Source organism: Streptomyces sp. NPDC052012 (assembly GCF_040689265.1).
In the GTDB taxonomy this organism is placed as follows: domain Bacteria; phylum Actinomycetota; class Actinomycetes; order Streptomycetales; family Streptomycetaceae; genus Streptomyces.
In genome coordinates, this window is sequence record NZ_JBFAXA010000028.1 from 21,458 (window position 1) to 45,298 (window position 23,841).

Below are 23,841 nucleotides of genomic sequence, written 5' to 3' on the forward strand. Positions count from 1 at the left end.
TCCCCCAGGTCCTGCGCAGCAGCATCCGTGGCGGCACGTGCGAGGGGACATCCGACACGGCGGACTCTCAAGGAACTCCAAAGCACGGAAGCGGTACGGCTGTCGGTGGTGCCGCCGATACTGGGGGCATGACGACGGCTCCAGGCACCGTGCTGGTGGTCGAGGACGAGGAGAGCATCGCGGACGTCCTCGCCATCGCCCTGCGCTACCACCGGTTCGAGGTCATGACGGCGGGCACCGTGCGCGAGGCGCTCGCGCTCACCGAGCACACCGCGCCCGACGCGGCCCTGCTCGACGTGATGCTCCCGGACGGTGACGGGCGGGCGCTGGGACGTGAACTGCGCACGCGGCGGCCCGAGACGGCCCTGGTGTTCCTCACCGCGCGTGACGCACCCGCGGAGATCGTGGGCGCCCTCGGCTTCGGCGACGACTACATCACCAAACCGTTCAACATCGACGAGGTCGTCGCGCGGATCACCGCGGTCCTGCGCCGCACCCGGCCCGCCGACGTCCTGCCGCAGCGGGCGCCGCTGCGCTACGGCGACCTGGAGCTGGACGAGACGACGTACTCGGTGCGCCGCGCCGGGCACACGGTGGAGCTCACCCCCACCGAGTACGCGCTGCTGCGCTTCCTGGTGCGCAACGGCGGCCGGATCGTGCCGAAGGAGCAACTGCTGCGCCACGTCTGGCAGTACGAGCACACCCCGCCGGAGTCGACCGTCGTGGAGACCTACATCAGCTATCTGCGGCGCAAGCTGCACGCCCTCGGCCCGCCGGTGATCACCACCCGGCGCGGGGTCGGATACGGGCTGGCATGAGGCGGTTCAGGGTGCCGAGGCCGGGCTGCGGGCGGGGCATCCACTCGCTGCGCGGGCGACTGACTCTGGCGAACGTGGTGCTGCTGGCGCTCGGCATCGTGGCGGCCACCGTGGTCAGCGTGTGGGGCATGCGCTACTACCTGCTCGACCAGATCGACTCCGAGCTCACCCAGACCCGTGACTCGCTGGGCGGCTCGCAGCTGACGCTGCGGCAGATCGACTCGCTGAGCGTGCTGAGCTTCTTCCGGGAGCGGGTGGAGCCGGAGTGGGACCGGGAGGGCACGCCCGACTCGCTGTTCGCCGCCGTCGACGCACGCGGCGAGACCGTCGGCGTGTTCGGCTTCGAGCCGACACCGGCGCAGCGCTCCTTCGCGGAGACGGTGGGCGACCCGCGCCCGCTGGCCGCCGATCCCGAGCCGCGCGACGTGACCGTGAGCGGCGCCGCCTACCGGGCGACCGCTACCCGGCTCGCGGACGGGACGTACATCCTGATGGCCACCTCGACCGAGTCCCTGCGGCAGGGCGTCACCAAGGCGGTCAAGTTCGATCTCGCCATCGGCACGCTGCTGTTGCTGCTGCTGGCGTGCGTGACGATGTGGAGTGTGCGCCGCCGGATGCGGCCGCTGGAGGACATGGTGGAGACGTCGTCGGCGATCGCCGAGGGCGATCTGACCCGGCGGGTGCCCTCCAGCCGGGACCCGATCCTGGAGGTGGAGCAGCTGCGGCTCGCCCTCAACTCCATGCTCCAGCAGGTCGAGTCGGCCTACCGCACGCGCGAGCGCAGCGCGGCCCAGCTGCGCCGTTTCGTCGCCGACGCCTCGCACGAGCTGCGGACCCCGCTCGCCGCCATCCGCGGCTATCTCCAGCTGTACGACCGGGGGATGCTGCGCGAGCCGGACGAACGCAGGCGCGCCTGGGACCGGATGATGGCGGAGTCCGACCGGATGGGCCGGCTCGTCGACGAGCTGCTGGTGCTGGCGCGGCTGGACCAGCGGCCCGAACTGCGGCTGCGGGACATGGACGTGAGCCGGCTGGTGCGGGACGCGGCACAGGATCTGCGGGTGCAGCAGCCGGATCGGCCCGTGAGCGTCGAGGCCGAGGGCGCGGTGCTGGTGCGGGCCGACGAGTCGGGGCTGCGGCAGGTGCTGGGCAATCTGCTGGCCAACGTCCGCACCCACACGCCCGCGCAGGTGCCGGTGCGGCTCGGCGTGACCCGTACGGAGGATGCCGTACGGCTGTGGGTGGAGGACGACGGGCCGGGGCTCTCGGCGGAGGACGCGGCCCGGGTCTTCGACCGCTTCTTCCGGGCGGGCGGCGGCGCGGGCAGCGGCCTGGGCATGGCGATCGTGCAGGGCGTGGTCCACGCCCACGGCGGCGAGGTGAGCGTCCGCACGGCGCCGGGTGAAGGGCTGGCGGTGACGGTGACGCTGCCGGTGCGGGAGGTCCCGGGCGCCGGGGAGCCGGCGGACGAGCCGACGGCCGGCGAGGACGCGGTACCGGTGCCGGCGACGCCCCCGTGAGGCGGCGTTCAGCGAGCGGGCGCGGCCACGAGGTCCGCGACCCGGGCGGTGCGGGAGCCGAGCGTGGTGAGCTGCTGGAGCGCGGTGCGGTGCTGCGCCTCGTTCACGCTCGCGGTGGCGTCGTCGGCGACCGTCACGCCGTAGCCGAGGCGCAGGGCCGTGGCGGCGGTGGCCGCGACCCCGTGCGCGGTGGACAGGCCGGCGATCACCAGGTCGGTGACGTCCTCGGCGCGCAGCATCTCGTGCAGGCCGGTGCCCTCGAAGGCGTCGAGAGCGGTCTTGGTCACCAGGTGGTCGCCGTCGCGCGGCGCGCACTCCGGGACCAGCTGGTTGCGCGGGGCGCTGACGCCACCGTCCGCCCCGTCGGCACTCACGTGCCGGACGAGGACGACGGTGGAGGCGGCGTCGGCCGTGAAGTGCTCACGCAGCCGCCCGCACGCTGCGACGACCGTGGTGCCGTCGACCGGCTGCCACGGCATGTCGACGATCCACCGCTGGAGGTCGATCAGGACAAGTGCCGTGCGGACGCGGGCCATTGGTTCCCCCCCGGGGACGGTGAGCAGCGGTCCGTCGCACGCTACCAAGGCGCCCGGTCAGGCCTGACGGGACGCCAGCTCGATCACCGTGATGTCGGACGGGGCGCCCACGCGGGTGGGCGGCCCCCAGGCGCCGGCGCCGCGGCTGACGTAGAGCTGGGTGTCGCCGTAGCGGTCCAGGCCCGCGACGGTCGGGTTGGCGGAGGCGGCGACGAGGTTGCCGGGCCACAGCTGCCCGCCGTGGGTGTGGCCGGAGAGCTGGAGGTCGACGCCGTGGTCGACGGCCTCGTGGATCTGCACCGGCTGGTGGGCGAGCAGCACGCACGCCCGCGTGCGGTCGCGGTCGCCGAGGGCGCGGGCGAAGTCGGGGCCCTGGCCCTCGTCCTCGCCGGCCAAGTCGTTGACGCCCGCGAGGTCGAAGTGCGGCAGTTCCGTGCGGGCGTTCTCCAGCGGGCGCAGGCCGAGCCGGCGGACCTCATCGACCCACTGCTCGGCGCCGGAGAAGTACTCGTGGTTGCCGGTGACGAAGAAGGAGCCGTGCCGTGCGGTCAGCTGCGCGAGGGGCGCGGCGGCCGGACCGAGGTCCTTCACGCTGCCGTCCACCAGGTCGCCGACGACGGCGATCAGGTCGGGCTGCGTCGCGTTGATCGTGTCGACGACCTTCTGCGCGAAGCCGCGGCCTAGGACCGGGCCCAGGTGGATGTCGCTGACCACCGCGATCCGGTAACCGTGCGCCGCCCGCGGCAACTTGGCGAGCGGCACGGTGACCCGCTTGACCTTCGGCCCGCTCAGCACGCCGTAGGTGCCGTACCCGACGGTCGCCACGGCGGCGGCAGCGGCGGCCCCGCCGACGACACGGGAGACGAAGAGACGGCGGGAGGGGTCGATGGGACCGGTGGAGTCAGTGAGGCCGGTGGGTGCCCCGGGATCGCCGGAGCTCTCGGGAGCGTCCGGGCTGTCCTGGCCGTGCGGGCTGTCCGGGGTCTCGGCGGCCGGAGACGGCGCCGTGCCCGCCGGTATCGGCGTCGGCGCCTGCTCCCGAACCGGCACCGCCCGCCGCGCCCGGCGCTCGAGCAACCTCCGCAGGACCGGGCGTACGAGCTCGCCGGCGAGGACCGCCAGCACCAGGTACAGGGCGAGGGCCAGCCACAGGAAGCCGGGCCAGGCCAGGGTCTGCTGGAGCCAGAACGGGGCCCCGGCCCGCTCGGCCACGAGGGCGCCGATGGTCAGCACCCAGCCGCCGACGATCACCACCGCGCCCGCGCGGCGCAGTGCGCCCGGTCCCCGGGTGGTGTCCCGGAAGAGTCGGCGCCACACGTACCAGTTGCCCGTCACCAGGACGGCCAGGACCAGCAGTGCGATGAGGACGAAAACGACGGCCACGGTGCCCAGTTCCCCTGTTTCCGGTCAGGACGTCCGTGACGTCCGGCTCAGTGCGCGCAGTCCGCGCAACCCGATGCCCCCGATGACCGTCCCCAATACGAAGGAGACGACGGCGAGCAGCAGGTGCACCCAGAAGTACGCCGTGGGCTCACCGTCGTCGAAGGCGAGTCCGCTGCTGTCCTTGACCAGGTTCTTGACGAAAGTGATCCAGATGACCCAGCTCCACACCCCGAAAGCGAGCAGGAACCAGGACACGGGGCGGCTGAGCTTCATGGGTCCAGTATCACCGGGGGCTGTCCGAAATCCTGCCCGGGGTGGGGACCGGGCGACGACGGGCCCGGAGACGGCATGTACGTTTCCGACCGTGCCCGCACCCAAGAACACCGTCCGGCGATCGCTGCTGGCCGCTTCCGCCGCCCTCGTGTCCGCCGCGCTGACCGCGCCCGCCGCCGTCGCGGCACCGAGCCCCACGACGAGCCCGTCGGCCGCGCCCCCGGCGAAGATGTCGACGATCGGCGGCGCCCGGCTCGGGCAGCCGGGCACGCAGGTCAATCTCGCGACCGGTGTGCCGGTGCTGCCGAAGGGCATATCCGCGCGGTCCTGGATCGTCGCCGACGCCGAGTCGGGCGAGGTGCTCGCCGCGCACAACGCGCACTGGCGGCTGGCCCCGGCGAGCACCCTGAAGATGCTGTTCGCGGACACCCTGCTGCCGAAGTGGCCCAAGACGGAGAAGCACAAGGTCGTCCCCTCCGACCTGGCGGGGATCGGCTCCGGTTCCAGCATGGTCGGGATCAAGGAGGACGAGACCTACACCGTCCACGACCTGTGGCTCGGCGTGTTCCTGCGCTCCGGCAACGACGCCGTGCACGTGCTGTCGGCGATGAACGGCGGCGTCGAGAACACCGTCCGGGAGATGAACGAGCACGCCGAGGAACTGCAGGCCCTCGACACCCACGCGGTCAGTCCGGACGGCTACGACGCCGAGGGCCAGGTGTCCTCCGCGTACGACCTGACGCTGATCGCCCGCTCCGGGATGCAGAAGAAGGACTTCCGCGAGTACGCCTCGACGGTCCGCGCGAAGTTCCCCGGTGAGACGAAGAAGAGCAAGAAGGGCAAGAAGGTCCGGGAGACCTTCGAGATCCAGAACACCAACCGGCTGCTGACCGGCGACACGGACGTGCCCGTCTACCAGGGCATCGCGGGCGTGAAGAACGGCAACACCACCAACGCGGGCGCCACCTTCACCGGTGTCGCCGAACGCGACGGCAAGGTGCTGCTGGTCACCGTGATGAACCCGGAGAAGAACGAGAGCAACGAGGTCTACAAGGAGACCGCGAAGCTGTTCGACTGGGGGTTCAAGGCCGCCGGGAAGGTGGAGCCGGTGGGTGAGCTGGTGCCGCCGAAGGGTGCCGCGCAGGCCGGTGGCCAGGCGGGGGCCGGCGCCTCTGCCGGTGAGGCGGGGGGCTCGTCGCAGGGGGCGGCGGGCGGTGGTGCGAAGCCGGTGGCGAGCGCCCCGTTCCAGGGCGGCTCCAGTGGGATCGGGGTGGCGCTCGCGATCACCGGTGGTGTGCTGGCGCTGCTCGCGGCAGGTGCGTTCCTGGTCAACCGCCGCTGGCCGCTGCCGGACCTGGTGCGCCGCCGCTCCCGTCCGTGACCTCGGCCGCCCCGCCGGTCACGGCGGCCTCGGCCTCCTTGCTCGGGGTCGCCGTCCAGGCGGCGCAGAACAGGACGAGTTTCGACGTGAAGTTGATCCACAGCAGCAGGGCGACCGGGACGCCGAACGCGCCGTACATGCTCTTCGCTGCCACGCCCTGCAGATAACCGCTGAGCAGCAGCTTCAGCAGCTCGAAGCCGACCGCTCCGGTGAGGGCCGCCACGAACAGGCGGTGCCGGGTGGGTTCGACGCCGGGCAGCAGGGTCAGCACGTACAGCAGGAGCAGGAAGTCCGCGCCGACGGCGACGGCGAAGGCGGCGATCCGCAGCAGGACGCCGCCCCAGCCGCCCTCCTCCAGGCCGATCCCGTCGCTGATCCGGCCGACCAGCGCCGAGGCGACGGTGGAGGCGCCCAGGGTGATCAGCAGCGCGCCGCCGAGTCCCAGGAGGATGCCCAGGTCCTTGCCCTTGCGCAGGACCGGGTTCTCCTCCTCGTCGGGCAGCTCCCACACCGCCCGCAGGCACTCCCGGGTGGACCCGGCCCAGCTGACGCCGGTGAACAGCAGCAGCACACCGGCGATCAGACCGACGGTGCCGGCGTTCTGTACGAGGCCGTCGAGGTTCAGCCGGTCGGCGATGCCGGGGATCTGTTCGGCGATCTTGTCCTGGAGGGTGTCCTGCTGCTGCTCGCTCAGGGTGGCGGCGGCGATCGCGGCGGCCACGGTGAGCAGCGGGAACAGCGCGACGAAGCTGGTGAAGGTCATCGCGGCGGCCAGCCGGGTCCAGTGCACGCGGTCCATCCGCTCGTACGTCCGCCACGCGTGCGTGAGCATCAGCCGTGCGAACCACGGCCCGACGACCGGAAGTTTCTTCAGCCAGTCCATGATCCGCCCCTGCCCCTGTTGTGGAAGACCAATGTTCTGGTGCCCCAGAACCGCAGCATGGTTGCCAGGGCCATGCCGATGACGGCCCCGGAGACGGTGTCGGCGCGCTGGGAGGTGAGGCCGAGGCCGTAGTGACTGACGGCCAGGCAGAGCAGTTGCACGGCGGCGCCCGCGAGGTTCACGGCGCAGAACACCGCGAAGGTGCGCACCCCGGCACGCGTGCGTGCGGTCCGGTAGGGGCCGAGCGCGTTGCCCGCGTAGGCCACCGTGCAACCCGCCATGAAGGACAGTGCCTTGGCGGTGAGCGGGTCGGCACCGGCGGGGCCGCGCAGGAAGGTGAACAGGGCGAGGTCGACGGCGTAGGCGAGCAGTCCGGCGGCGGCGAAGCCGGCCAGCTCACGCCGTCGGTCTGTCCTCCGTGCGGGCCTCGCATCACGCCGACGGTCTGCCGACGGCGCAGGCGCACCGGCTACCAATTCGCCACCGCCAGGGCGTACATGGCCACCCACACCGCGCCGATCACGGCGAGCGCCCGGTCCCGCAGCACCACGTCCTCGGGTTCACCGGCGGTGCCCCGGTCGGCGAAGACGGCGTAGCGCAGCACCGCGAGGACGAAGGCGACCACGGACAGCTGCCGCCAGGGCAGCACGCTGGTGTGCGGCACCCCGCCCTCCTCCAGGGCCCACAGGCAGTAGCCGAGCACGGCGACCCCGGCGGCGAGCTGCCAGACGAAGCGGAGGTAGCCGGTGGAGTACTCGGTGAGCAAGGCGCGCGTGGCGCCCTGTCTTCCGGCCATCTGCACGGCCTCGGAGTAGCGCTTGGCGGCCACCATGAACAGCGCGCCGAATCCGGTGGTGATCAGGAACCAGCGCGACAGCGGGATGCCGAGGGCGAGCCCGCCGCTCACGGCCCGCATCAGGAAGCCGGTGGTGACGACGACGAGGTCGACGACCAGGACGTGCTTGAGGCTGATGCAGTACGCCAGTTGCATGCCGAGGTAGGCGGCCAGCAGCGCGGCGACCTCCGGGGTGCACAGCCAGGCGGCGGCGAGCGGCGCGAGGACGCCGAGGACGGCGCCGGCGGCGTAGGCGACGGGCACGGGCACCTGGCCCGCGGCGACCGGGCGGTGGCGTTTGGTGGGGTGGGCGCGGTCGGCCTCGGCGTCGCGGGCGTCGTTGAGCAGGTAGACGGCCGCGGCGCAGGCGGTGAAGAGGGCGAAGACGAGGGCGAGCCGGCTCAGGGTGTGCCGGGAGAGGAGTTCACCGGCGGCGGCCGGGGCGGCGATCACCAGGACGTTCTTGACCCACTGCTTGGGGCGTGCGGTGATCAGCAGGCCCTTGAGGAGCCCGCGCCCGTGCGGTGGTGGCGGCTGTTCGCGGGGGGCGCGCTGGCGCAGGAGCGTGGTGTCAGCCATGGGCGCCCTCCTTGATCCAGCGGACGCCGAGCCGGGCCGTCAGCGCGCCCAGGGCGGCCCCTGCCGCCACGTCCGAGGGGTAGTGGACGCCCGCCACGAGCCGCGAGAGGCACACGGCCGCGGCCAGCGGCGCCGCCGCGGGTGCGCCCAGCGCCCCGAAGGCGACGGCGGCCGCCGCCGCGGAGGTGGCGTGCGAGCTGGGGAAGGAGTGCCGGCCGACCGTGCCGACGAGTGGTTCGACATGCGAGGGGCGCGGACGGCGCACGACCCGTTTCACGCCCATGCTGACGGCGTGGGCGCCCGCGGTGAGCGCCGTACCGCGCAGCCACGCGCGGCGCCTTCTGCGGTCCACTGCGGCGGCGGTGAGGCCCGCCGCCAGCCACAGCGCCCCGTGCTCCCCCGCCCGGGACAGCGCACGCGCGGCACCGGCGACCCGCGGGTCCGCGCCGCACCCCCGGAGCGAGGCGACGATCCGGTGGTCGAGGCCGCGGAGACCCGTGCCGTGGGCATCCGTGCCGTGGAGACCGAGCGGGTGGTGGAGGTCGTGGAGGTCGTCCATGTGGACTCACTGTCCACGCCCGGCGCGCCGGAGGACCGCCCCTATTGAGCGACATCCCATTAATCACCCATTTCGGGGAGGGAGATGACGTTTCAAAACCAATCGGTCACATAGGGGCGATACGGTCGCCGCCATGCCTGCCGAGACCGTTTCCGTCACGGGATGGGGCCGCACCGCTCCCACCGTCGCCCGGCTGATCCGCCCCCGGACGTACGAGGAGGCCGCGGCGGCCGTCCGGGACTGCGGGGCCCGCGGGGGCATCGCACGGGGCCTGGGGCGGGCGTACGGGGACGCGGCGCAGAACGCGGGCGGTGCCGTGCTCGACATGACGGGCCTGGACCGGGTGCACGCGATCGACGCCGACGGCGGTACCGTGCTGTGCGACGCGGGCGTGTCCCTGCACCGGCTGATGGAGGTGCTGCTGCCGCTCGGCTGGTTCGTGCCGGTGACGCCGGGCACCCGCCAGGTGACCGTCGGCGGCGCGATCGGCGCCGACATCCACGGCAAGAACCACCACGTCTCCGGCTCCTTCTCCCGCCATGTGCTGTCCCTGGAGCTGCTCACCGCCGACGGCACGATCCGCACGGTCGTCCCGGGCACGCCCCTGTTCGACGCGACCACGGGCGGCATGGGCCTGACCGGGATCATCCTGACCGCGACGGTCCGCCTCCAGCCGGTGGAGACGTCCTTGATGTCGGTCGACACCGAGCGCGCGAGCGACCTCGACGACCTGATGGCCCGCCTGACCGCGACCGACCACCGCTACCGCTACTCGGTCGCCTGGATCGACCTGCTGGCCCGCGGCGCCGCGACCGGCCGCGCGGTCCTCACCCGCGGCGACCACGCCCCTGTGGACGCGCTGCCCGAGGGCACCCGCGCACGCAGCCAGCCGCTGGCCTTCCGCACCTCCCGCCTCCCGAGCCCTCCCGCCCTCTTCCCCGACGGTCTGCTCACCCGCACCTCCGTCGGCCTGTTCAACGAGCTCTGGTACCGCAAGGCGCCCCGCTCCCGCACCGGCGAGCTCCAGCGCATCTCCACGTTCTTCCACCCCCTGGACGGCGTGCCGCACTGGAACCGGGTGTACGGCCGCGGCGGCTTCGTGCAGTACCAGTTCGTGGTGGGCGAGGGCCGGGAGGAGACGCTGAGAAGGGTGGTGAGGCGCCTGTCGGCCCGCCGCTGCCCGTCCTTCCTGGCCGTCCTCAAGCGCTTCGGCGAGGCCGATCCGGGCTGGCTGTCCTTCCCGGTGCCGGGCTGGACCCTGGCCCTGGACATCCCGGCGTCGCTGCCCGGTCTCGGCCCCTTCCTCGACGAGCTGGACGAGGAGGTCGCCTCCGCGGGCGGGCGCGTCTACCTCGCCAAGGACTCCCGCCTGCGCCCGGAACTGCTCGCCGCCATGTACCCGCGTCTGGACGACTTCCGCGCCCTGCGCGCGGAGCTGGACCCGCGCGGGGTGTTCGTGTCCGACCTGGCCCGCCGTCTCGACCTCTAGGAGCTGCTGTCATGAAGGACGCCTTCGGCCTCCCCCAGTCCCTGCTCGTCCTCGGCGGTACGTCTCAGATCGCGCTGGCCACCGCCCGCTGGCTGATCGCCCGCCGCACCCGCACGGTCTGGCTGGCGGCCCGCCCGTCCCCCGCGCTGGACGAGGCCGCCGAGCACCTGCGCGGCCTGGGCGCGCAGGTCCGCACGCTCCCCTTCGACGCGCTGGACACCGCCACCCACGAGGAGGCCCTCGGCAAGGTCTTCGCCGAGGGCGACATCGACATGGTGCTGCTCGCCTTCGGCACCCTCGGCGACCAGGCCCACGACGAACGCGACCCGCAGGCCGCGGTGCGCGTCGCGCAGACCAACTACACCGGCGCGGTGTCGGCGGGCCTGGTGTGCGCCGCGGCCCTCCAGGCCCAGGGCCACGGCTCCCTGGTGGTCCTGTCCTCCGTCGCCGCCGAACGCGCCCGCCGCGCCAACTTCATCTACGGCTCCAGCAAGGCGGGCCTGGACACCTTCACCCAGGGCCTGGGCGACGCCCTGCAGGGCACCGGCGTCCACGTCATGGTCGTGCGCCCCGGCTTCGTCCGCACCCGGATGACCGCCGGTCTGCCCGAGGCCCCGCTCGCGACGACCCCGGAGGCGGTCGCGACCGCCGTCGAACTGGGGCTGCGCCGCCGCTCGGAGACGGTGTGGGTGCCGGGGGTGCTGCGGGTGGTGATGGCGGTGCTGCGGCATCTGCCGCGGGGGGTGTTCAGGCGACTGCCGGTGTAGCGGCGCGCGGGGGGCTCAGCGCGCCGAGACGGAACCGCGGTCCACGCACCCCGCCTGCGGCGGTACCACGCCGGACCCGAACGGGAACTCCCGCAGCTTGCGCCACACCCCGTCCGCGCCCTGCTCGTACAGCGCGAAGCCGGTGCAGGGCCACTCGGCCTCGTAGTCGGCGAGTTCCTCGAAGGCGCGGTCCATCGCCGCGTCCTCGATGCCGTGCGCCACCGTCACGTGCGGGTGGTACGGGAACTGCAGCTCACGCGCGACGGGACCGGAGGCGTCCCGGACCTGCTTCTGCAGCCACGTGCACGCCTCCGCGCCCTCGACGACCTGGACGAACACCACCGGCGACAGCGGACGGAACGTGCCCGTGCCCGACAGCCGCATCGGGAACGGCCGGCCGCTCGCGGCGACCTCGTTCAGATGCGCCTCGACGGCCGGCAGGTCACCGGAGTCGACCTCCGTCGGCGGCAGCAGGGTGACATGCGTGGGGATGCCGTGAGCCGCGGCGTCGCCGAAGCCCGCGCGCAGCTGCTGGAGCTCGCTGCCGTGAGGCTCCGGGACCGCGATCGACACGCCGATCGTTACGGTCCCCACGTCGTCTCCTGTCGTTCTGTCGGACACCCGGTTATCGACTGTACGGCCACGCCGGTGGCGCGGGCAGGCGCAACCGACGTGATGTGCGGCTCGTGAGCGCCCGGCTCAGTGCTTCGCGGGCAGGAAGCCCACCCGGTCGTACGCCTGGGAGAGGGTCTCCGCGGCGACGGCACGCGCCTTCTCCGCGCCCTTGGCCAGGATCGAGTCGAGCGTCTCGGGGTCGTCCAGGTACTGCTGGGTGCGCTCCTTGAACGGGGTCACGAACTCGACCATGACCTCGGCGAGGTCCGTCTTGAGCGCACCGTAGCCCTTGCCGGCGTACTTCTCCTCCAGTTCGGTGATACCCGCCCCGGTGAGGGTCGAATAGATCGTGAGGAGATTGCTCACACCGGGCTTGTTCTCGACGTCGTAGCGGATCACCGTGTCGGTGTCGGTCACCGCGCTCTTGACCTTCTTCGCGGTGGTCTTCGGCTCGTCGAGCAGGTTGATGAGGCCCTTCGGGGTGGACGCCGACTTGCTCATCTTGATCGTCGGGTCCTGCAGGTCGTAGATCTTCGCCGTCTCCCTGAGGATGTACGGCTTCGGAACGGTGAAGGTCTCGCCGAACCGGCCGTTGAAGCGCTCGGCGAGGTCACGCGTGAGCTCGATGTGCTGGCGCTGGTCCTCGCCGACCGGCACCTCGTGCGCCTGGTACAGCAGGATGTCGGCGACCTGCAGGATCGGGTACGTGAACAGGCCGACGCTCGCGCGGTCGGCGCCCTGCTTGGCGGACTTGTCCTTGAACTGGGTCATGCGGCTCGCCTCGCCGAAGCCGGTGAGGCAGTTCATGATCCAGGCGAGCTGGGCGTGCTCGGGGACGTGGCTCTGGACGAACAGCGTGCAGCGCTCGGGGTCGAGACCGGCGGCCAGCAGCTGCGCGGCGGCGAGGCGGGTGTTGGCGCGCAGGTCCTTCGGGTCCTGCGGCAGCGTGATCGCGTGCAGGTCGACGACCATGTAGAACGCGTCGTGGGTCTCCTGCAGGGCCACCCACTGGCGGACGGCGCCGAGGTAGTTGCCGAGGTGGAACGAGCCTGCGGTGGGCTGGATTCCGGAGAGCACGCGGGGTCGATCAGAGGCCATGCCCCCCATTCTCTCAGGTTCCGGGAGGCGATCCGGAACCGACCGGAAACAGGTGGGAACCGAGTGGGAACCGATCCGGGCCCGGCGGTGTAACAAGAGCGTGAGGACGCGGGAGGGGGGCCGCATCGTCGATGAGGCCGCGGTGATCGCACGCGTACGCGCCGGGGAGCCGGAGGCGTACGCGGAGCTGGTGCGCGCCCACACGGGCATCGCGCTCAGAGCGGCCGCCGCGCTCGGGGCGGGGGCGGACGCGGAGGACGTGGTGCAGCAGGCCTTCGTCAAGGCGTACTGCGCGCTGGGCCGGTTCCGGGACGGCATGGCGTTCCGGCCGTGGCTGCTGTCGATCGTGGCCAATGAGACACGGAACACAGTGCGCGCGGCGGCTCGCCGGTACACGCTCGCCGACCGCGAGGCGGCGTTCGCGGCGGCGGAGCCGGTGATACCGGAATCGGCGGATCCGGCGGTCGCGACGCTCGAGACGGAGCGTCGCGGCGCGCTGGTGGCCGCCCTGGAGACGCTGAGCGAGGAGCATCGGCTGGTCGTCACCTACCGCTATCTGCTGGAGATGGACGAGAAGGAGACCGCCCAGGCCCTGGGCTGGGCGCGGGGCACGGTGAAGTCACGGCTGAACCGCGCCCTGCGCAAGCTGGAGCGCCTGCTGCCGGACTTCCGGCCCGGGGAAGGGGGTGAGAGGCGTGAGTGAGCGGTACGACGGCGAGGCCGAGCGGCTGCGGGAGGAGCTGCGGGCCTTCGGCCGGTCCCTGGACGGGCCGGGTGGGCCCGCGGAGACCGAGTCGATGGTCGAGCGGGTGCTGGGGCAGATACTCGCCGAGGAGCTGCCGGTGCCGGCCGCCGAGCCGGCGGGCGGCGGCGCGCGGCTGCGGGCGGTGCGGCGCTGGACGCGGGCGCGGTGGCGGTCGCTGGTCGCGGCGCTGTGCGGGCTGCTGACGGTGCTCGCGCTGACGCCCCCCGTGCGGGCGGCGGTGTCGGACTGGTTCGGCTTCGGCGGGGTCGAGGTGCGGTACGACCCGTCGGCGGTGCCGTCCCCGGGGGACGGGGTGCCGGACTGCGGGCGGCCGGTGTCGCTCGGCGAGGCGGAGCGCCGGGCCGGTTTCGCTCCGCTGGTGCCGCAGGCGCTGGGTCCTCCGGACGCGGTGGGGGTGAGCGCGCTGCCGCGCGGGCGCTTCCTGGTGAGCCTGTGCTGGACCGAGCGGGGGCGGACGACACGGCTGGACGAGTTCCCGGCGCGGTTGGACCTCGCCTTCGCCAAGACGGTGCGGGAGCAGCCGCAGTGGCTCCGGCTGGGCGAGGGCGAAGCGCCGGGCGGCACGGCGGACACCGCGCTGTGGTTCGCCCGGCCGCATCGGCTGGGCTTCTGGCTGGTGGACGCTGACGGGCAGCGGTTCACCCGTGAGGAGCGGACGGCCGGTCCGACCCTGCTGTGGACCGCCGGTGGCGGCAGCGGTACCGGGGATGCGGACGGGGTGACGCTGCGACTGGAGGGGGTGGCGTCGAAGGCTCGGGCGCTCGAGATCGCGCGGTCGGTGGAGCGCGCCGGTGACTGAACGTGGCAGGTGGGTGATCCGCCGCCGGGCTCGCGAGGTTGGCCGGAAATCGGGCGGCGGCGGATGGGAACCCCGGCGGCTCGGGCGGTGTACCAGAAGTGACAGGCGGCTCGCGGAGCGGGTCGCACGGGGTTCGGCCGGCCGAGTGGGGGTCCGGATGCGCGGGTGGAAGGGCAGTGTTCGACAACTGACTGCGGGGATGGGGGCGTTGGCGGCAGCGCTGGCCCTGACGTTGTGGGGAGCGTCGCCGGCCTTCGCCGGAGGCCCGACGAGCGTGCTGGTGGTCTCACCGCAGAGCGAGGAGACGGCGTCGGTGTACCACTCCGACAAGCAGTACGGCGAGCTGGAGCGGCTGCTCGGCCCCGTCGGCAAGGGCACGCGTGAGAGGCCGCCGGAGGCCGCTTCGGTATCGGCCCGGCTGATCAATGTGACGTGGATGGTGCACGACGTGACGCCGTGGCGGGTGGACCGGGTCTTCCTGGCGGACGCGGACCAGGACGTGTGGATACACACGGCGGCGCGGTTCAACGAGTCGTCGAACGGCCTCTGGCACCGCGCCGAGCACCCTTCGGATCTGCACAAGCTTCTGTACGCGCTGGGCGTGACGGGCGACGGGACGGGCACCGGATCGGCTCCGGGGATCTACCCGGCACCGTGGGACACAGAGCAGGCCGCTGCCGGAAAGGATGAGGGCGCGGCGGCTGCGGCCGCCGTGACCCGCGCCGCGCCGGCGACGGGCGACGGCACCGACTGGTGGTGGGCGATACCGGGGGTGGTGGCCGGAGCGGCGCTGGCCCTGGTGCTGCGCCCGTATGTGACACGGTTGCCGCTGATGGGCCGACGGAAGGACGACCCGGGACCGAGGCAGGAGCTGCTGGACACCTGACGACGGCACCCGGCGGCCCGGTGGGTGACCGGACCGCCGCGGGGCGCGTCGAGGAGGGCCGGGCTGCCTCAGCCGAGGTCGATCTCCGGGTAGAGCGGGAAGCCCGCCACGAGGTCGGTGGCGCGGCGGGAGATCTCGTCGGCGATCTTCGGGTCGAGGACGTGGGCGGCCTTGGACGGGGCACCCGACTTGGTGGTGCCCGGTTCCGTGCTGGTCAGGACCCGGTCGATGAGGCCGGCGACCTCGTCCATCTCGGCGATGCCCAGGCCGCGCGTGGTCAGCGCGGGGGTGCCGATGCGGATGCCGGAGGTGTACCAGGCTCCGTTGGGGTCGGCGGGGATGGCGTTGCGGTTGGTGACGATGCCCGAGTCGAGCAGGGCGGCCTCCGCCTGGCGGCCGGTGAGGCCGTAGGAGGTGGCGACGTCGATCAGGTTCAGGTGGTTGTCGGTGCCGCCGGTGACGAGGGTGGCGCCGCGGCGCATCAGACCCTCGGCGAGGGCCCGGGAGTTGTCGACGATGCGCTGCGCGTAGTCCTGGAAGGAGGGCCGGCGGGCCTCGGCGAGGGCGACCGCCTTGGCGGCCATGACGTGCGGGAGCGGGCCGCCGAGGACCATCGGGCAGCCGCGGTCGACCTGGTCCTTGAGGGAGTCGTCGCACAGCACCATGCCGCCGCGCGGCCCGCGCAGGGACTTGTGGGTGGTGGTGGTGACGATCTGGGCGTGCGGCACCGGGTCGAAGTCGCCGGTGAGGACCTTTCCGGCGACGAGACCCGCGAAGTGGGCCATGTCGACCATGAGCGTGGCACCGACCTCGTCGGCGATCTCGCGCATGATCCGGAAGTTCACCAGACGGGGGTAGGCGGAGTAGCCGGCGACGATGATCAGCGGCTTGAACTCGCGGGCCTGGGCGCGCAGCGCCTCGTAGTCGATCAGGCCGGTGGCCGGGTCGGTGCCGTAGGAGCGCTGATCGAACATCTTGCCGGAGATGTTCGGGCGGAAGCCGTGGGTGAGGTGACCGCCGGCGTCCAGGGACATGCCGAGCATGCGCTGGTTGCCGAAGGCCTGGCGCAGTTCGGCCCAGTCGGCCTCGGAGAGGTCGTTGATCTGGCGGACGCCGGTCTTCTCCAGGAACGGGGCCTCGACGCGGTCGGCGAGGACGGCCCAGAAGGCGACGAGGTTGGCGTCGATGCCGGAGTGCGGCTGGACGTAGGCGTGGCGGGCGCCGAAGAGTTCGCGGGCGTGCTCGGCGGCGAGGGACTCGACGGTGTCGACATTGCGGCAGCCGGCGTAGAAGCGGCGGCCGACGGTGCCCTCGGCGTACTTGTCGCTGAACCAGTTGCCCATCGCCAGGAGGGTGGCCGGGGAGGCGTAGTTCTCGGAGGCGATCAGCTTGAGCATCTCGCGCTGGTCGGCGACCTCCTGGCCGATGGCGTCGGCGACGCGGGGCTCCACGGCGCGGATGACATCGAGGGCGGCGCGGTAGGCGGTGGACTCCTGGGAGAGGGGCGCAGACGTGTCAGACATCAGGGACCTCCGGACGTGGCGTTCGGCGTACACGGTTCGGCCCAGGCGCACGGCACACATTCCCGTACGGGCCGCTCCCCGATGGTCGGTCCCATCCCAGCGCGCCAGTCACGGCCCTCGGTCAGCCTACCGGGTGCCCCCGGCGGTTCCAGGAGAGCGTCCGCCATGCGGGCGCAGGCGCCTGCCGGCGGCGGTCACAGGATCACGTGCGGCAGGAAGCGGGCGTACTCGTCCGTCACCAGGCCCGAGGACTCGCGGATGCCGAGGCCCGCGGACTCGTTCTCGACCACCCAGGTGCCCAGGACGACGTGGTTGCCGTCGAATTCGGGGAGGGGGGCCAGTTGCTGGTAGCAGCAGGGTTCGTCGCGGATCACCGGGGCGCTGCCGGGGTCGTGCAGCGTGACGCCGGCGCCCTCGCGGCCGAGGAGGGGCTTGGCGGCGTAGCCGGTGGTGGCGGCCAGGTCCCTCGGGCCGTCGAGGTAGGCGGGCAGGAGGTTGGGGTGGCCGGGGTTGAGCTCCCAGAGGATGGCCAGGAGGGCCTTGTTGCTGAGCAGCATCTTCCAGGCCGGCTCGATCCACAGGGTGCTGCCGGTGCCGCCGCCGTTGTCGAGGGTGTCGAGGACGTGGCCGGCGAAGCGGTCGGTGGTGAGCCACTCCCAGGGGTACAGCTTGAAGATGCTGCGGATGAAGCGGAGCCTGGTGTCCACGAAGCGGCCGGAGAGGCGGTCCCAGCCGATCTCCTCCATGGAGATCCACTCGGTCTCGAGTCCGGCCTGCTCGGCGGTCTCCTTGAGATAGGCGACCGTCATCAGGTCCTCGCCCAGCTCGTCGGCCTCGGAGTTCGCGAAGTACAGCGGGCTGCCCGGCGGGAGGAGGGCGGCCTGCTTCCTCCAGGCGTCGACGAGGCGTTCGTGGAGGGAGTTCCACTGGTCGGCGCCGGGGAAGCGCTCCTCCATCCAGAACCACTGGGGGGACGCCGCCTCGACCAGGGAGGTGGGGGTGTCGGCGTTGTACTCCAGGAGCTTGGCGGGGCCGGTGCCGTCGTAGTGGAGGTCGAAGCGGCCGTAGACGGAGGGGAGTTCGGCGCGCCGGTGCCAGGCCTCGGCGACCGCGGCGGCGAGGCGCGGGTCGGTGATGCCGAGGTCGGCGAAGCGGTCGGCGGTGACGATGTGCTCGGCGGCGGCGAGGCACATGCGGTGCAGTTCCTCGACGACCTCCTCCAGCGCCTCCACCTCCTCCAGGCTGAAGACGTAGTAGGCGCTCTCGTCCCAGTAGGGGCGCAGGGAGTCGTCCGGGTAGCGGGTCAGGGGGTAGATCAGCCCCTGTTCCTCGACGGTCTGCTGCCAGCCGGGGCGGGGCGCGATGGTGCGGCGTTCCATGGAGGGCCTTCGGTCGGCGTCGGGCGGCGGCGTCGGCGGGTGCTCGGCGGCCGCTCAGCCGCCGCCGCTGCCGGAGCCCGAGCAGCCGAAGCCGCCGCGGTCGACGGCCTCGCTGCGGCTGAACGTGCCGTTGTCGGCGTAGCCGCCGCTGACGTCGGCGTCGTAGTACCAGTCGGCGTCGACACGCTGGGACACCCCGCGCTTCTTGCCGGACGAGGACGTGCCGGAGGACGTGCAGTTCTGGTCGGCGACGATCTTGTAGCCGTTGATGTAGTCGTAGCTGTCCCGGTCCACGCAGCGGCGGTCCGGGTCCGAGCCGCACGCGGACAGGGTTGCCGCGAGGACGCCCATGCCGCCGAGCACCACCGTGCTGGACCGCAGCCGTCGCGGTGTCTGTGCCATGTTCTCCACTCCCCCATGTGCTGCCGGTGCGCGCGGCCGGCCGTCTGCTCCCCGGCTCGCGGCGGACAGCCTAGAGATCGGCCGGACGGCGGTCACGGGAGCCCCCCGTCCGGGCCCCTCGCCCTACTGTCTTTTTGTGATCTTTGGCATGGTGTGCGCCCTTGGTGCGGCGGTCTGCTACGGCACGGCGACGGTGCTCCAGGCCATCGCCGCGCGCACGGCGGCGGCCACGCACCCGGGCGGCGATGTGGTCCTGCTGTGGCGGGCGTTGCGGCAATGGCGCTACGTGGCCGGGCTGGCTCTCGACGGCATCGGCTTCGTGCTCCAGATCATCGCGTTGCGGCTGATCCCGATCTACGCGGTGGGGGCGGCGTTGGCGGCCAGTCTCGCGGTGACGGCGGTGGTGGCGGCGCGGCTGCTCGGGGTGCGGCTGAGCCGGGTCGAGTGGACGGCGGTCGCGGTGGTGTGCGCGGGGCTGGCGATGCTGGGGCTGGCGTCGGGGGCGGAGGGCGACCGGTCGGGCCCGCACTGGCTGAGCTGGGCGATGCTCGGCACGGCGGCGGGGGTGCTGCTGCTGGGCGCGGTGGGCGGCCGGCTGCCGGAGCGGGGCCGGGCGGTCGTGCTCGGTCTGGGCGCCGGCTTCGGCTTCGGTGTGGTGGAGGTGTCGGTCCGCCTCGTCGACGAGTTCTCCCCCGCCGCGCTCCTCACCGACCCGGCTACGTACGCGTTGCTGCTCGGCGGCGGCGCCGCGTTCCTGCTCCTGACCTCGGCTCTGCAGCGCGGCTCGGTGACGACGGCCACGGCCGGTCTGGTCCTCGGCGAGACGGTGGGCCCCGCCCTCGCCGGAGTGACCTGGCTCGGCGACCGCACCCGTCCGGGCTGGACCTGGCTGGCGTTCCTGGGCTTCGCGGTGGCGGTGGCGGGCGCCCTGGCCCTGAGCCGCTTCGGGGAGGCACCGGACACCCCGGAGACATCGAGCCCGGCCCGCACGATCGGTTGAGCGTGAAGGCACCGCCCATGGAGGGACGCTCCTGGATGGTCCGGCGGGGGCCGCGATGCCAGGGTGGTCCAAGTCACCCGCGGTGCCTAGGGGGTGTCCGCAACGTCGCGCCGTCCGCCCGAAGGGCGGGCCCTGCGGCGTCCGGTGCGTGCTCTGGGGCCCCCGGCCGGAGGCTGGGGGAGTGCCGCGAGAGGGCGTGCCGGGCGTCGCGGGGCAGGCGGGACTTTGCGGACACCCCCTAGGGCAGCGCCTTGCACAGGGCCTCCAGGGTGGCCGCCCAGGCGTGGTCCGGTGGGGTGGCGTAGCCGACGACCAGGGCGTCCGGGGAGGAGACCTCGGCCGACGGGTGACGGTAGCGGGTGAGGCCGTGGACGGTCAGGCCCTGCCAGGTGGCCGCCTGGACCACCGACCGCTCGGTCCCGGGCGGCAGTCGGAGGACGGCGTGCAGGCCCGCCGCGATGCCGGTGACCCGTACGTCGGGAGCCCGGGTGGCCAGCGCCTCGACCAGGGCGTCGCGGCGGCGCCGGTAGCGCAGACGGGCCGAGCGGACGTGACGGTCGTAGGCGCCGGAGGTGAGGAACTCGGCGAGGGTGAGCTGTTCGACCACGCTCACGGAGTGGCCGCCGCCGTGGGCGAGCACGTCCGAGAGGAGGGACGGGGGCACCACCATCCAGCCCAGGCGCAGGCCCGGCGCGAGGGACTTGCTGGCCGTGCCGAGGTAGACCACACGGTCGGGGTCGAGGTCCTGGAGCGCGCCGACGGGCTGACGGTCGTAGCGGAACTCGCCGTCGTAGTCGTCCTCCAGCACGAAGCCGCCGGTGCGGCTCGCCCAGTCGACCACGGCGGCGCGGCGTTCGGGGCGCAGGGCGCCGCCCAGGGGGAACTGGTGGGCGGGGTTGAGGAGAACCGCGTCCGCCTCCGCGAGCGTGTCCGTGCGGGTGCCGAGGTCGTCGTACGGGAGCGGGGTGGTGCCCAGGCCGGTGCGTTCGGCCAGGTCCCAGTGGGCGTCCAGGCCGTAGGACTCCACGGCGAGGGTGCGGGCGCCGCGGGCGTGCAGGACCTCGGTGAGGAGACGCAGGCCGTGGGCGAAGCCGGAGCAGACGACGATGCGTTCGGGGTCGGTGCGCACGCCCCGTACGCGGGCGAGGTACTCCGCGAGGGCGGTGCGCAGTTCGGGCCGGCCGCGTGGGTCGCCGTAGCCGAGGGCCTCGTTGGGTGCGGCGGACAGGGCGCGCCGGGTGGCCTTGAGCCACTCGGCCCGCGGGAAGGAGGCGAGGTCGGGGGTGCCGGGCACGAGGTCGTACGGAAGGCGGCCGGGGGTGCGCCGCGGGGAGGCGGGGCGGGCGGACGGCGACGGCACCGCGCGGTCCGCGACCCGGGTGCCGGAGCCCTGCCGTGCGGTGAACCGGCCCTCGGCGACCAGGTCGGCGTAGGCGTCGGCGACGGTGTTGCGGGCGATGCCCAGGTCGGCGGCGAGGGCGCGGGAGGAGGGCAGCCGTGTGCCCGGGGCGAGCCGACCGGTGCGGACGGCCTCGCGCAACGCGTCGGTCAGGCCACGGCGCAGTCCGGGACCGGTGGGTTCCAGATGGAGGTCGACCCCGAAAGTGGCCCATGGTTTCCCCATGGAAATGGACCATACTCCTGGGCTGCTCAACTCGTAGGGTCGAGGGCATGACGACCACCACCAACGCGGACCCGACCGTCCCGTACGCCCCCGAGCAGACCCCCCGTCTCGACTGGGCCGCCCTCGCCCCGGACGTCTTCAAGGCCATGGTCCGGCTCGACGCGGCGGCCCGCGAGGGACTCGACCCGAAGCTGCTGGAACTGGTGAAGATCCGCGCCTCCCAGATCAACCACTGCGCCCTGTGCCTGGACATGCACAGCAAGGACGCCCTCGCGGCCGGCGAGAGCGTCGAGCGGATCATCCAGCTGAGCGCCTGGGAGGAATCGAGGCACTTCTACACGGAGAAGGAGCTCGCGGCGCTGGAGCTGACCGAGGCGGTCACCGTGCTCACGGACGGCTTCGTGCCGGACGAGGTGTACGAGCGGGCCGCGAAGCACTTCGAGGAGGCCGAGCTGGCGCGGCTGATCGCCGCCGTCACGGTGATCAACGCCTGGAACCGGTTCGGTGTGACCTGCCGCCGTACCCCGGGCCACTACCAGCCGGGGCAGCACGCGTGACGGCACGGACCACCCACCTGGACGACGGCGTTCGCACCGCGATGCAGGCACTGAGCGCCGCCGCCAAGAAGGGCCTCGGCGATCCGGCCCTCGCCGAGCTCGTCCAGATCCGCGCCTCGCAGCTCAACCGGTGCGCCTTCTGCCTGGACATGCACCTCGCCATCGCCCGCAGGCACGGGGTGAGCGAGCGTCAGCTCGACCTGCTGGGCGCCTGGCAGGAGGCCGGGGACGTCTTCAGCGAGCGGGAGCGGGCCGCGCTTGGGCTCACCGAGGCGGTCACGGTCCTCACGGACCGCCATGTGCCGGACGACGTGTACGAGCAGGCCGCGAAGCACTTCGACGACACCCGGCTCGCCCACCTCGTCGCGCTGATCACCGTCATCAACAGCTGGAACCGGCTGATGGTCGGCCGGCGGATACCTCCGGGGAGCACCGAATGGTGAACAAGGCCCGCACCTTCCGCGCGCTGCACCATCACCGCGCTCCGGGCGACCCCCTCGTCCTGCCCGGCCCCTGGGACGCGGCGAGCGCCCGGGTGTTCGCCGAGGCCGGCTTCCCGGCGCTCGCCACGCCCAGCGCCGCGGTCGCCGCCTCGCTCGGCTACGCGGACGGCGAGACCCCGGCGGACGAGATGTTCGCGGCGGTCGCGCGGATCACGCGGGCGGTGGACATCCCGGTGTCGGCGGATGTCGAGGGCGGTTACGGGCTCGCGCCGAAGGAGCTGGTGGAGCGGCTGCTGGAGGCGGGCGCCGTGGGCTGCAACCTGGAGGACTCCGAGCACGGTGTCCTCCAGGACCCGCACGCGCACGCCGACTGGCTCGCCGAGGTGCGGTCCGCGGCGGCCGACGCGCTGTTCGTCAACGCCCGGATCGACACCTTCCTGCGCGGCGTCACCGACCCCGAACGGGTCATCGAGCGGGCGGCGTTGTATGTCGCCGCGGGCGCCGACTGTGTGTATCCGATCGGCGCCCCCACCGCCGTACTGCCGCTGCTGCGGGCCGGGATCCAGGGGCCGGTCAACGTGTTCGCCCCGCTGGACGGCGAGGGCCCCTCGCTCACCGCGCTCGGTGAACTCGGGGTCACTCGCATCACGTTCGGCCCGGGGCTGCAGCGCCGGGCCGCGCGGGCCCTGCGCGACATCGCCGCCGGACTCACGGCATGAGGCTCAGGACGGCCGCTGCTTCATGAGGGTCAGGACAGCCACTTCCGCCATGTGGACTCGTGGCTGTCCACCCACTTCTTCGCCGCCTCCTCGGGTGTCATCTTCTGGTCGGCGATCATCAGGGACACCTCGTTCTGGTCCTCGGTCGTCCACCGGAACCGCTCCAGGAAGTCCGCCGCCTTGCCGCCCTTCTTCGCGAAGTCCGCGTTGAGGTACTTCTGCAGCGGGGTGTGCGGATAGGCGCAGGCGACCTTCGCCGGGTCGGCGTCACAGCCCTCCTTGTACGCGGGCAGCTTCACCTCGGTCATGGGCACCTTCTCGAACAGCCACTGGGGGGTGTACCAGTAGGTGAGGAAGGGCTTCTTCTCCTTGGCGAACTGCCTGATCTGCGTGATCTGCGCGGCCTCGGAACCGGCGAACACCACCTGGTAGTCCAGCTTCAGGTTCTTCACCAGCGCCTTGTCGTTGGTGACGTACGACGGTGAGCCGTCCAGCAGCTGTCCCTTGCCGCCGCTCTCCGCGGTGCGGAACTGCTCGGCGTACTTGTTCAGGTTCTTCCAGTCGGTGACGTCGGGGTGCGCCTTGGCGAAGTACGTCGGCACGAACCAGCCGATGTGCCCGGTGACGCCGAGGTCGCCGCCCCGTGCGATCGTCTTCTTGTCCTCGACGTACCGCTGTTCCTGCTCGGGGTGGCCCCAGTCCTCCAGGATGGCGTCGACGCGGCCCTGGCTGAGCGCGTCCCAGGCGGGCACCTCGTCGACCTGGACGGTGTCGACGCGGTAGCCGAGCTCGTGCTCCAGCAGGTACTGGGCGACGGCGACGTTGGCCTGCGCGCCGACCCAGGACTGCACGGACAGGGTGACCGTCTTCGCGCCCCGGGCGTTCGCGAACGGGGACGCCTGCTTGGTCATGTCGGCGGCACCGCAGCCGGTCAGCGTCAGCAGCAGGAGCGCGGACGCGCCGGCCACCGCGGGGGCCGTACGGATCCGAGTGGTACGGAATCGCAT

26 protein-coding genes and 1 riboswitch are annotated in these 23,841 nt (G+C 72.7%); of the genes, 12 read left to right on the forward strand and 14 right to left on the reverse strand.

What is annotated here, in order from left to right; translation table 11 throughout:
- Positions 1-128 precede the first annotated feature (128 nt).
- Entirely contained in the window at positions 129-818 is a 690-nt protein-coding gene (locus AB0412_RS31010; protein WP_366405911.1) for a response regulator transcription factor, read from the forward strand.
- On the forward strand, positions 815-2,338 hold the full coding sequence (locus AB0412_RS31015; RefSeq protein ID WP_366405912.1) for a HAMP domain-containing sensor histidine kinase: 1,524 nt from the start codon (positions 815-817) through the stop codon (positions 2,336-2,338). The genes AB0412_RS31010 and AB0412_RS31015 overlap by 4 nt, the downstream gene beginning before the upstream one ends.
- Before the next feature lie 8 nt (positions 2,339-2,346).
- Here AB0412_RS31015 and AB0412_RS31020 read toward each other — a convergent pair whose 3' ends face one another.
- The 3 genes from AB0412_RS31020 to AB0412_RS31030 are packed head-to-tail and all read right to left on the reverse strand — an operon-like array spanning position 2,347 to position 4,530.
- On the reverse strand, positions 2,347-2,874 hold the full coding sequence (locus AB0412_RS31020) for an isochorismatase family cysteine hydrolase (protein ID WP_366405913.1): 528 nt from the start codon (positions 2,872-2,874) through the stop codon (positions 2,347-2,349).
- Between the two features lie 57 nt (positions 2,875-2,931).
- Positions 2,932-4,257, reverse strand: a complete 1,326-nt coding sequence (locus AB0412_RS31025) for a metallophosphoesterase (protein ID WP_366405914.1) — start codon at positions 4,255-4,257, stop codon at positions 2,932-2,934.
- A gap of 24 nt (positions 4,258-4,281) precedes the next feature.
- Positions 4,282-4,530, reverse strand: a complete 249-nt coding sequence (locus AB0412_RS31030) for a hypothetical protein (protein WP_366405915.1) — start codon at positions 4,528-4,530, stop codon at positions 4,282-4,284.
- A 91-nt stretch (positions 4,531-4,621) separates the two neighbouring features.
- Between AB0412_RS31030 and AB0412_RS31035 the strand changes: the two genes are divergently transcribed.
- Positions 4,622-5,911 carry a D-alanyl-D-alanine carboxypeptidase gene (locus AB0412_RS31035; RefSeq protein WP_366405916.1) on the forward strand — a complete coding sequence of 430 codons (1,290 nt, stop codon included), beginning with the start codon at positions 4,622-4,624 and terminating at the stop codon, positions 5,909-5,911.
- Here the strand turns inward: AB0412_RS31035 and AB0412_RS31040 are convergent.
- The 4 genes from AB0412_RS31040 to AB0412_RS31055 all read right to left on the reverse strand — a co-directional run bounded on the left by AB0412_RS31040 (position 5,859) and on the right by AB0412_RS31055 (position 8,767).
- The gene (locus tag AB0412_RS31040; protein WP_366405917.1) at positions 5,859-6,794 is read right to left on the reverse strand and encodes a YihY/virulence factor BrkB family protein; all 936 of its coding nucleotides are present in this window, start codon (positions 6,792-6,794) and stop codon (positions 5,859-5,861) included. The genes AB0412_RS31035 and AB0412_RS31040 overlap by 53 nt on opposite strands.
- Positions 6,782-7,189 carry a GtrA family protein gene (locus AB0412_RS31045; RefSeq protein ID WP_366405979.1) on the reverse strand — a complete coding sequence of 136 codons (408 nt, stop codon included), beginning with the start codon at positions 7,187-7,189 and terminating at the stop codon, positions 6,782-6,784. The genes AB0412_RS31040 and AB0412_RS31045 overlap by 13 nt, the downstream gene beginning before the upstream one ends.
- Positions 7,190-7,263: 74 nt before the next feature.
- A complete protein-coding gene (locus tag AB0412_RS31050; RefSeq protein ID WP_366405919.1) occupies positions 7,264-8,208 on the reverse strand; it encodes a decaprenyl-phosphate phosphoribosyltransferase in 945 nt (314 codons plus the stop codon).
- Positions 8,201-8,767: a phosphatase PAP2 family protein gene (locus AB0412_RS31055; protein WP_366405920.1), complete on the reverse strand. Its 567-nt coding sequence runs from the start codon at positions 8,765-8,767 to the stop codon at positions 8,201-8,203. The genes AB0412_RS31050 and AB0412_RS31055 overlap by 8 nt, the downstream gene beginning before the upstream one ends.
- A 133-nt stretch (positions 8,768-8,900) precedes the next feature.
- Here AB0412_RS31055 and AB0412_RS31060 point away from each other — a divergent pair, with 133 nt between their 5' ends.
- Both AB0412_RS31060 and AB0412_RS31065 read left to right on the forward strand, forming a co-directional pair.
- A complete protein-coding gene (locus tag AB0412_RS31060) occupies positions 8,901-10,256 on the forward strand; it encodes an FAD-binding oxidoreductase (protein ID WP_366405922.1) in 1,356 nt (451 codons plus the stop codon).
- An 11-nt stretch (positions 10,257-10,267) separates the two neighbouring features.
- The gene (locus AB0412_RS31065; protein WP_366405923.1) at positions 10,268-11,023 is read left to right on the forward strand and encodes a decaprenylphospho-beta-D-erythro-pentofuranosid-2-ulose 2-reductase; all 756 of its coding nucleotides are present in this window, start codon (positions 10,268-10,270) and stop codon (positions 11,021-11,023) included.
- A gap of 15 nt (positions 11,024-11,038) precedes the next feature.
- On the opposite strand, the gene AB0412_RS31070 is transcribed toward AB0412_RS31065, so the two are convergent.
- A complete protein-coding gene (locus AB0412_RS31070; RefSeq protein ID WP_366405924.1) occupies positions 11,039-11,617 on the reverse strand; it encodes a 2'-5' RNA ligase family protein in 579 nt (192 codons plus the stop codon).
- 105 nt (positions 11,618-11,722) lie between these two features.
- On the reverse strand, positions 11,723-12,736 hold the full coding sequence (gene trpS / locus AB0412_RS31075) for a tryptophan--tRNA ligase (protein WP_366405925.1): 1,014 nt from the start codon (positions 12,734-12,736) through the stop codon (positions 11,723-11,725).
- Between the two features lie 142 nt (positions 12,737-12,878).
- Here trpS and AB0412_RS31080 point away from each other — a divergent pair, with 142 nt between their 5' ends.
- The 3 genes from AB0412_RS31080 (at position 12,879) to AB0412_RS31090 (ending at position 15,187) form a co-directional block, all read left to right on the forward strand.
- The gene (locus AB0412_RS31080; RefSeq protein ID WP_366405926.1) at positions 12,879-13,439 is read left to right on the forward strand and encodes a sigma-70 family RNA polymerase sigma factor; all 561 of its coding nucleotides are present in this window, start codon (positions 12,879-12,881) and stop codon (positions 13,437-13,439) included.
- Entirely contained in the window at positions 13,432-14,301 is an 870-nt protein-coding gene (locus AB0412_RS31085) for a hypothetical protein (RefSeq protein WP_366405927.1), read from the forward strand. The genes AB0412_RS31080 and AB0412_RS31085 overlap by 8 nt, the downstream gene beginning before the upstream one ends.
- A gap of 199 nt (positions 14,302-14,500) precedes the next feature.
- Positions 14,501-15,187 (forward strand): hypothetical protein, encoded by a 687-nt coding sequence (locus tag AB0412_RS31090; RefSeq protein ID WP_366405928.1) that lies wholly within the window; start codon positions 14,501-14,503, stop codon positions 15,185-15,187.
- 68 nt (positions 15,188-15,255) lie between these two features.
- Here AB0412_RS31090 and AB0412_RS31095 read toward each other — a convergent pair whose 3' ends face one another.
- From AB0412_RS31095 to AB0412_RS31105, 3 genes are all read right to left on the reverse strand, one after another.
- On the reverse strand, positions 15,256-16,710 hold the full coding sequence (locus AB0412_RS31095; protein WP_366405929.1) for a glycine hydroxymethyltransferase: 1,455 nt from the start codon (positions 16,708-16,710) through the stop codon (positions 15,256-15,258).
- A gap of 32 nt (positions 16,711-16,742) precedes the next feature.
- Positions 16,743-16,832, reverse strand: a riboswitch (ZMP/ZTP riboswitch).
- A 72-nt stretch (positions 16,833-16,904) separates the two neighbouring features.
- On the reverse strand, positions 16,905-18,089 hold the full coding sequence (locus tag AB0412_RS31100; protein WP_366405930.1) for a glutathionylspermidine synthase family protein: 1,185 nt from the start codon (positions 18,087-18,089) through the stop codon (positions 16,905-16,907).
- Between the two features lie 54 nt (positions 18,090-18,143).
- Positions 18,144-18,491 carry a hypothetical protein gene (locus tag AB0412_RS31105; RefSeq protein WP_366405931.1) on the reverse strand — a complete coding sequence of 116 codons (348 nt, stop codon included), beginning with the start codon at positions 18,489-18,491 and terminating at the stop codon, positions 18,144-18,146.
- Positions 18,492-18,639: 148 nt separating this feature from the next.
- On the opposite strand from AB0412_RS31105, the gene AB0412_RS31110 reads away from it, so the two are divergent.
- Positions 18,640-19,491: a hypothetical protein gene (locus AB0412_RS31110; RefSeq protein ID WP_366405980.1), complete on the forward strand. Its 852-nt coding sequence runs from the start codon at positions 18,640-18,642 to the stop codon at positions 19,489-19,491.
- A 238-nt stretch (positions 19,492-19,729) separates the two neighbouring features.
- Here AB0412_RS31110 and AB0412_RS31115 read toward each other — a convergent pair whose 3' ends face one another.
- Entirely contained in the window at positions 19,730-21,115 is a 1,386-nt protein-coding gene (locus AB0412_RS31115) for a PLP-dependent aminotransferase family protein (protein ID WP_366405932.1), read from the reverse strand.
- A gap of 47 nt (positions 21,116-21,162) precedes the next feature.
- Between AB0412_RS31115 and AB0412_RS31120 the strand changes: the two genes are divergently transcribed.
- The 3 genes from AB0412_RS31120 to AB0412_RS31130 are packed head-to-tail and all read left to right on the forward strand — an operon-like array spanning position 21,163 to position 22,834.
- Entirely contained in the window at positions 21,163-21,672 is a 510-nt protein-coding gene (locus tag AB0412_RS31120; protein ID WP_366405933.1) for a carboxymuconolactone decarboxylase family protein, read from the forward strand.
- Positions 21,669-22,115, forward strand: coding sequence for a carboxymuconolactone decarboxylase family protein (locus tag AB0412_RS31125; protein WP_366405934.1), 447 nt, complete (start codon positions 21,669-21,671; stop codon positions 22,113-22,115). The genes AB0412_RS31120 and AB0412_RS31125 overlap by 4 nt, the downstream gene beginning before the upstream one ends.
- Positions 22,112-22,834, forward strand: coding sequence for an isocitrate lyase/phosphoenolpyruvate mutase family protein (locus AB0412_RS31130; RefSeq protein WP_366405981.1), 723 nt, complete (start codon positions 22,112-22,114; stop codon positions 22,832-22,834). The genes AB0412_RS31125 and AB0412_RS31130 overlap by 4 nt, the downstream gene beginning before the upstream one ends.
- 29 nt (positions 22,835-22,863) lie before the next feature.
- On the opposite strand, the gene AB0412_RS31135 is transcribed toward AB0412_RS31130, so the two are convergent.
- Positions 22,864-23,841: an ABC transporter substrate-binding protein gene (locus AB0412_RS31135; protein ID WP_366405935.1), complete on the reverse strand. Its 978-nt coding sequence runs from the start codon at positions 23,839-23,841 to the stop codon at positions 22,864-22,866.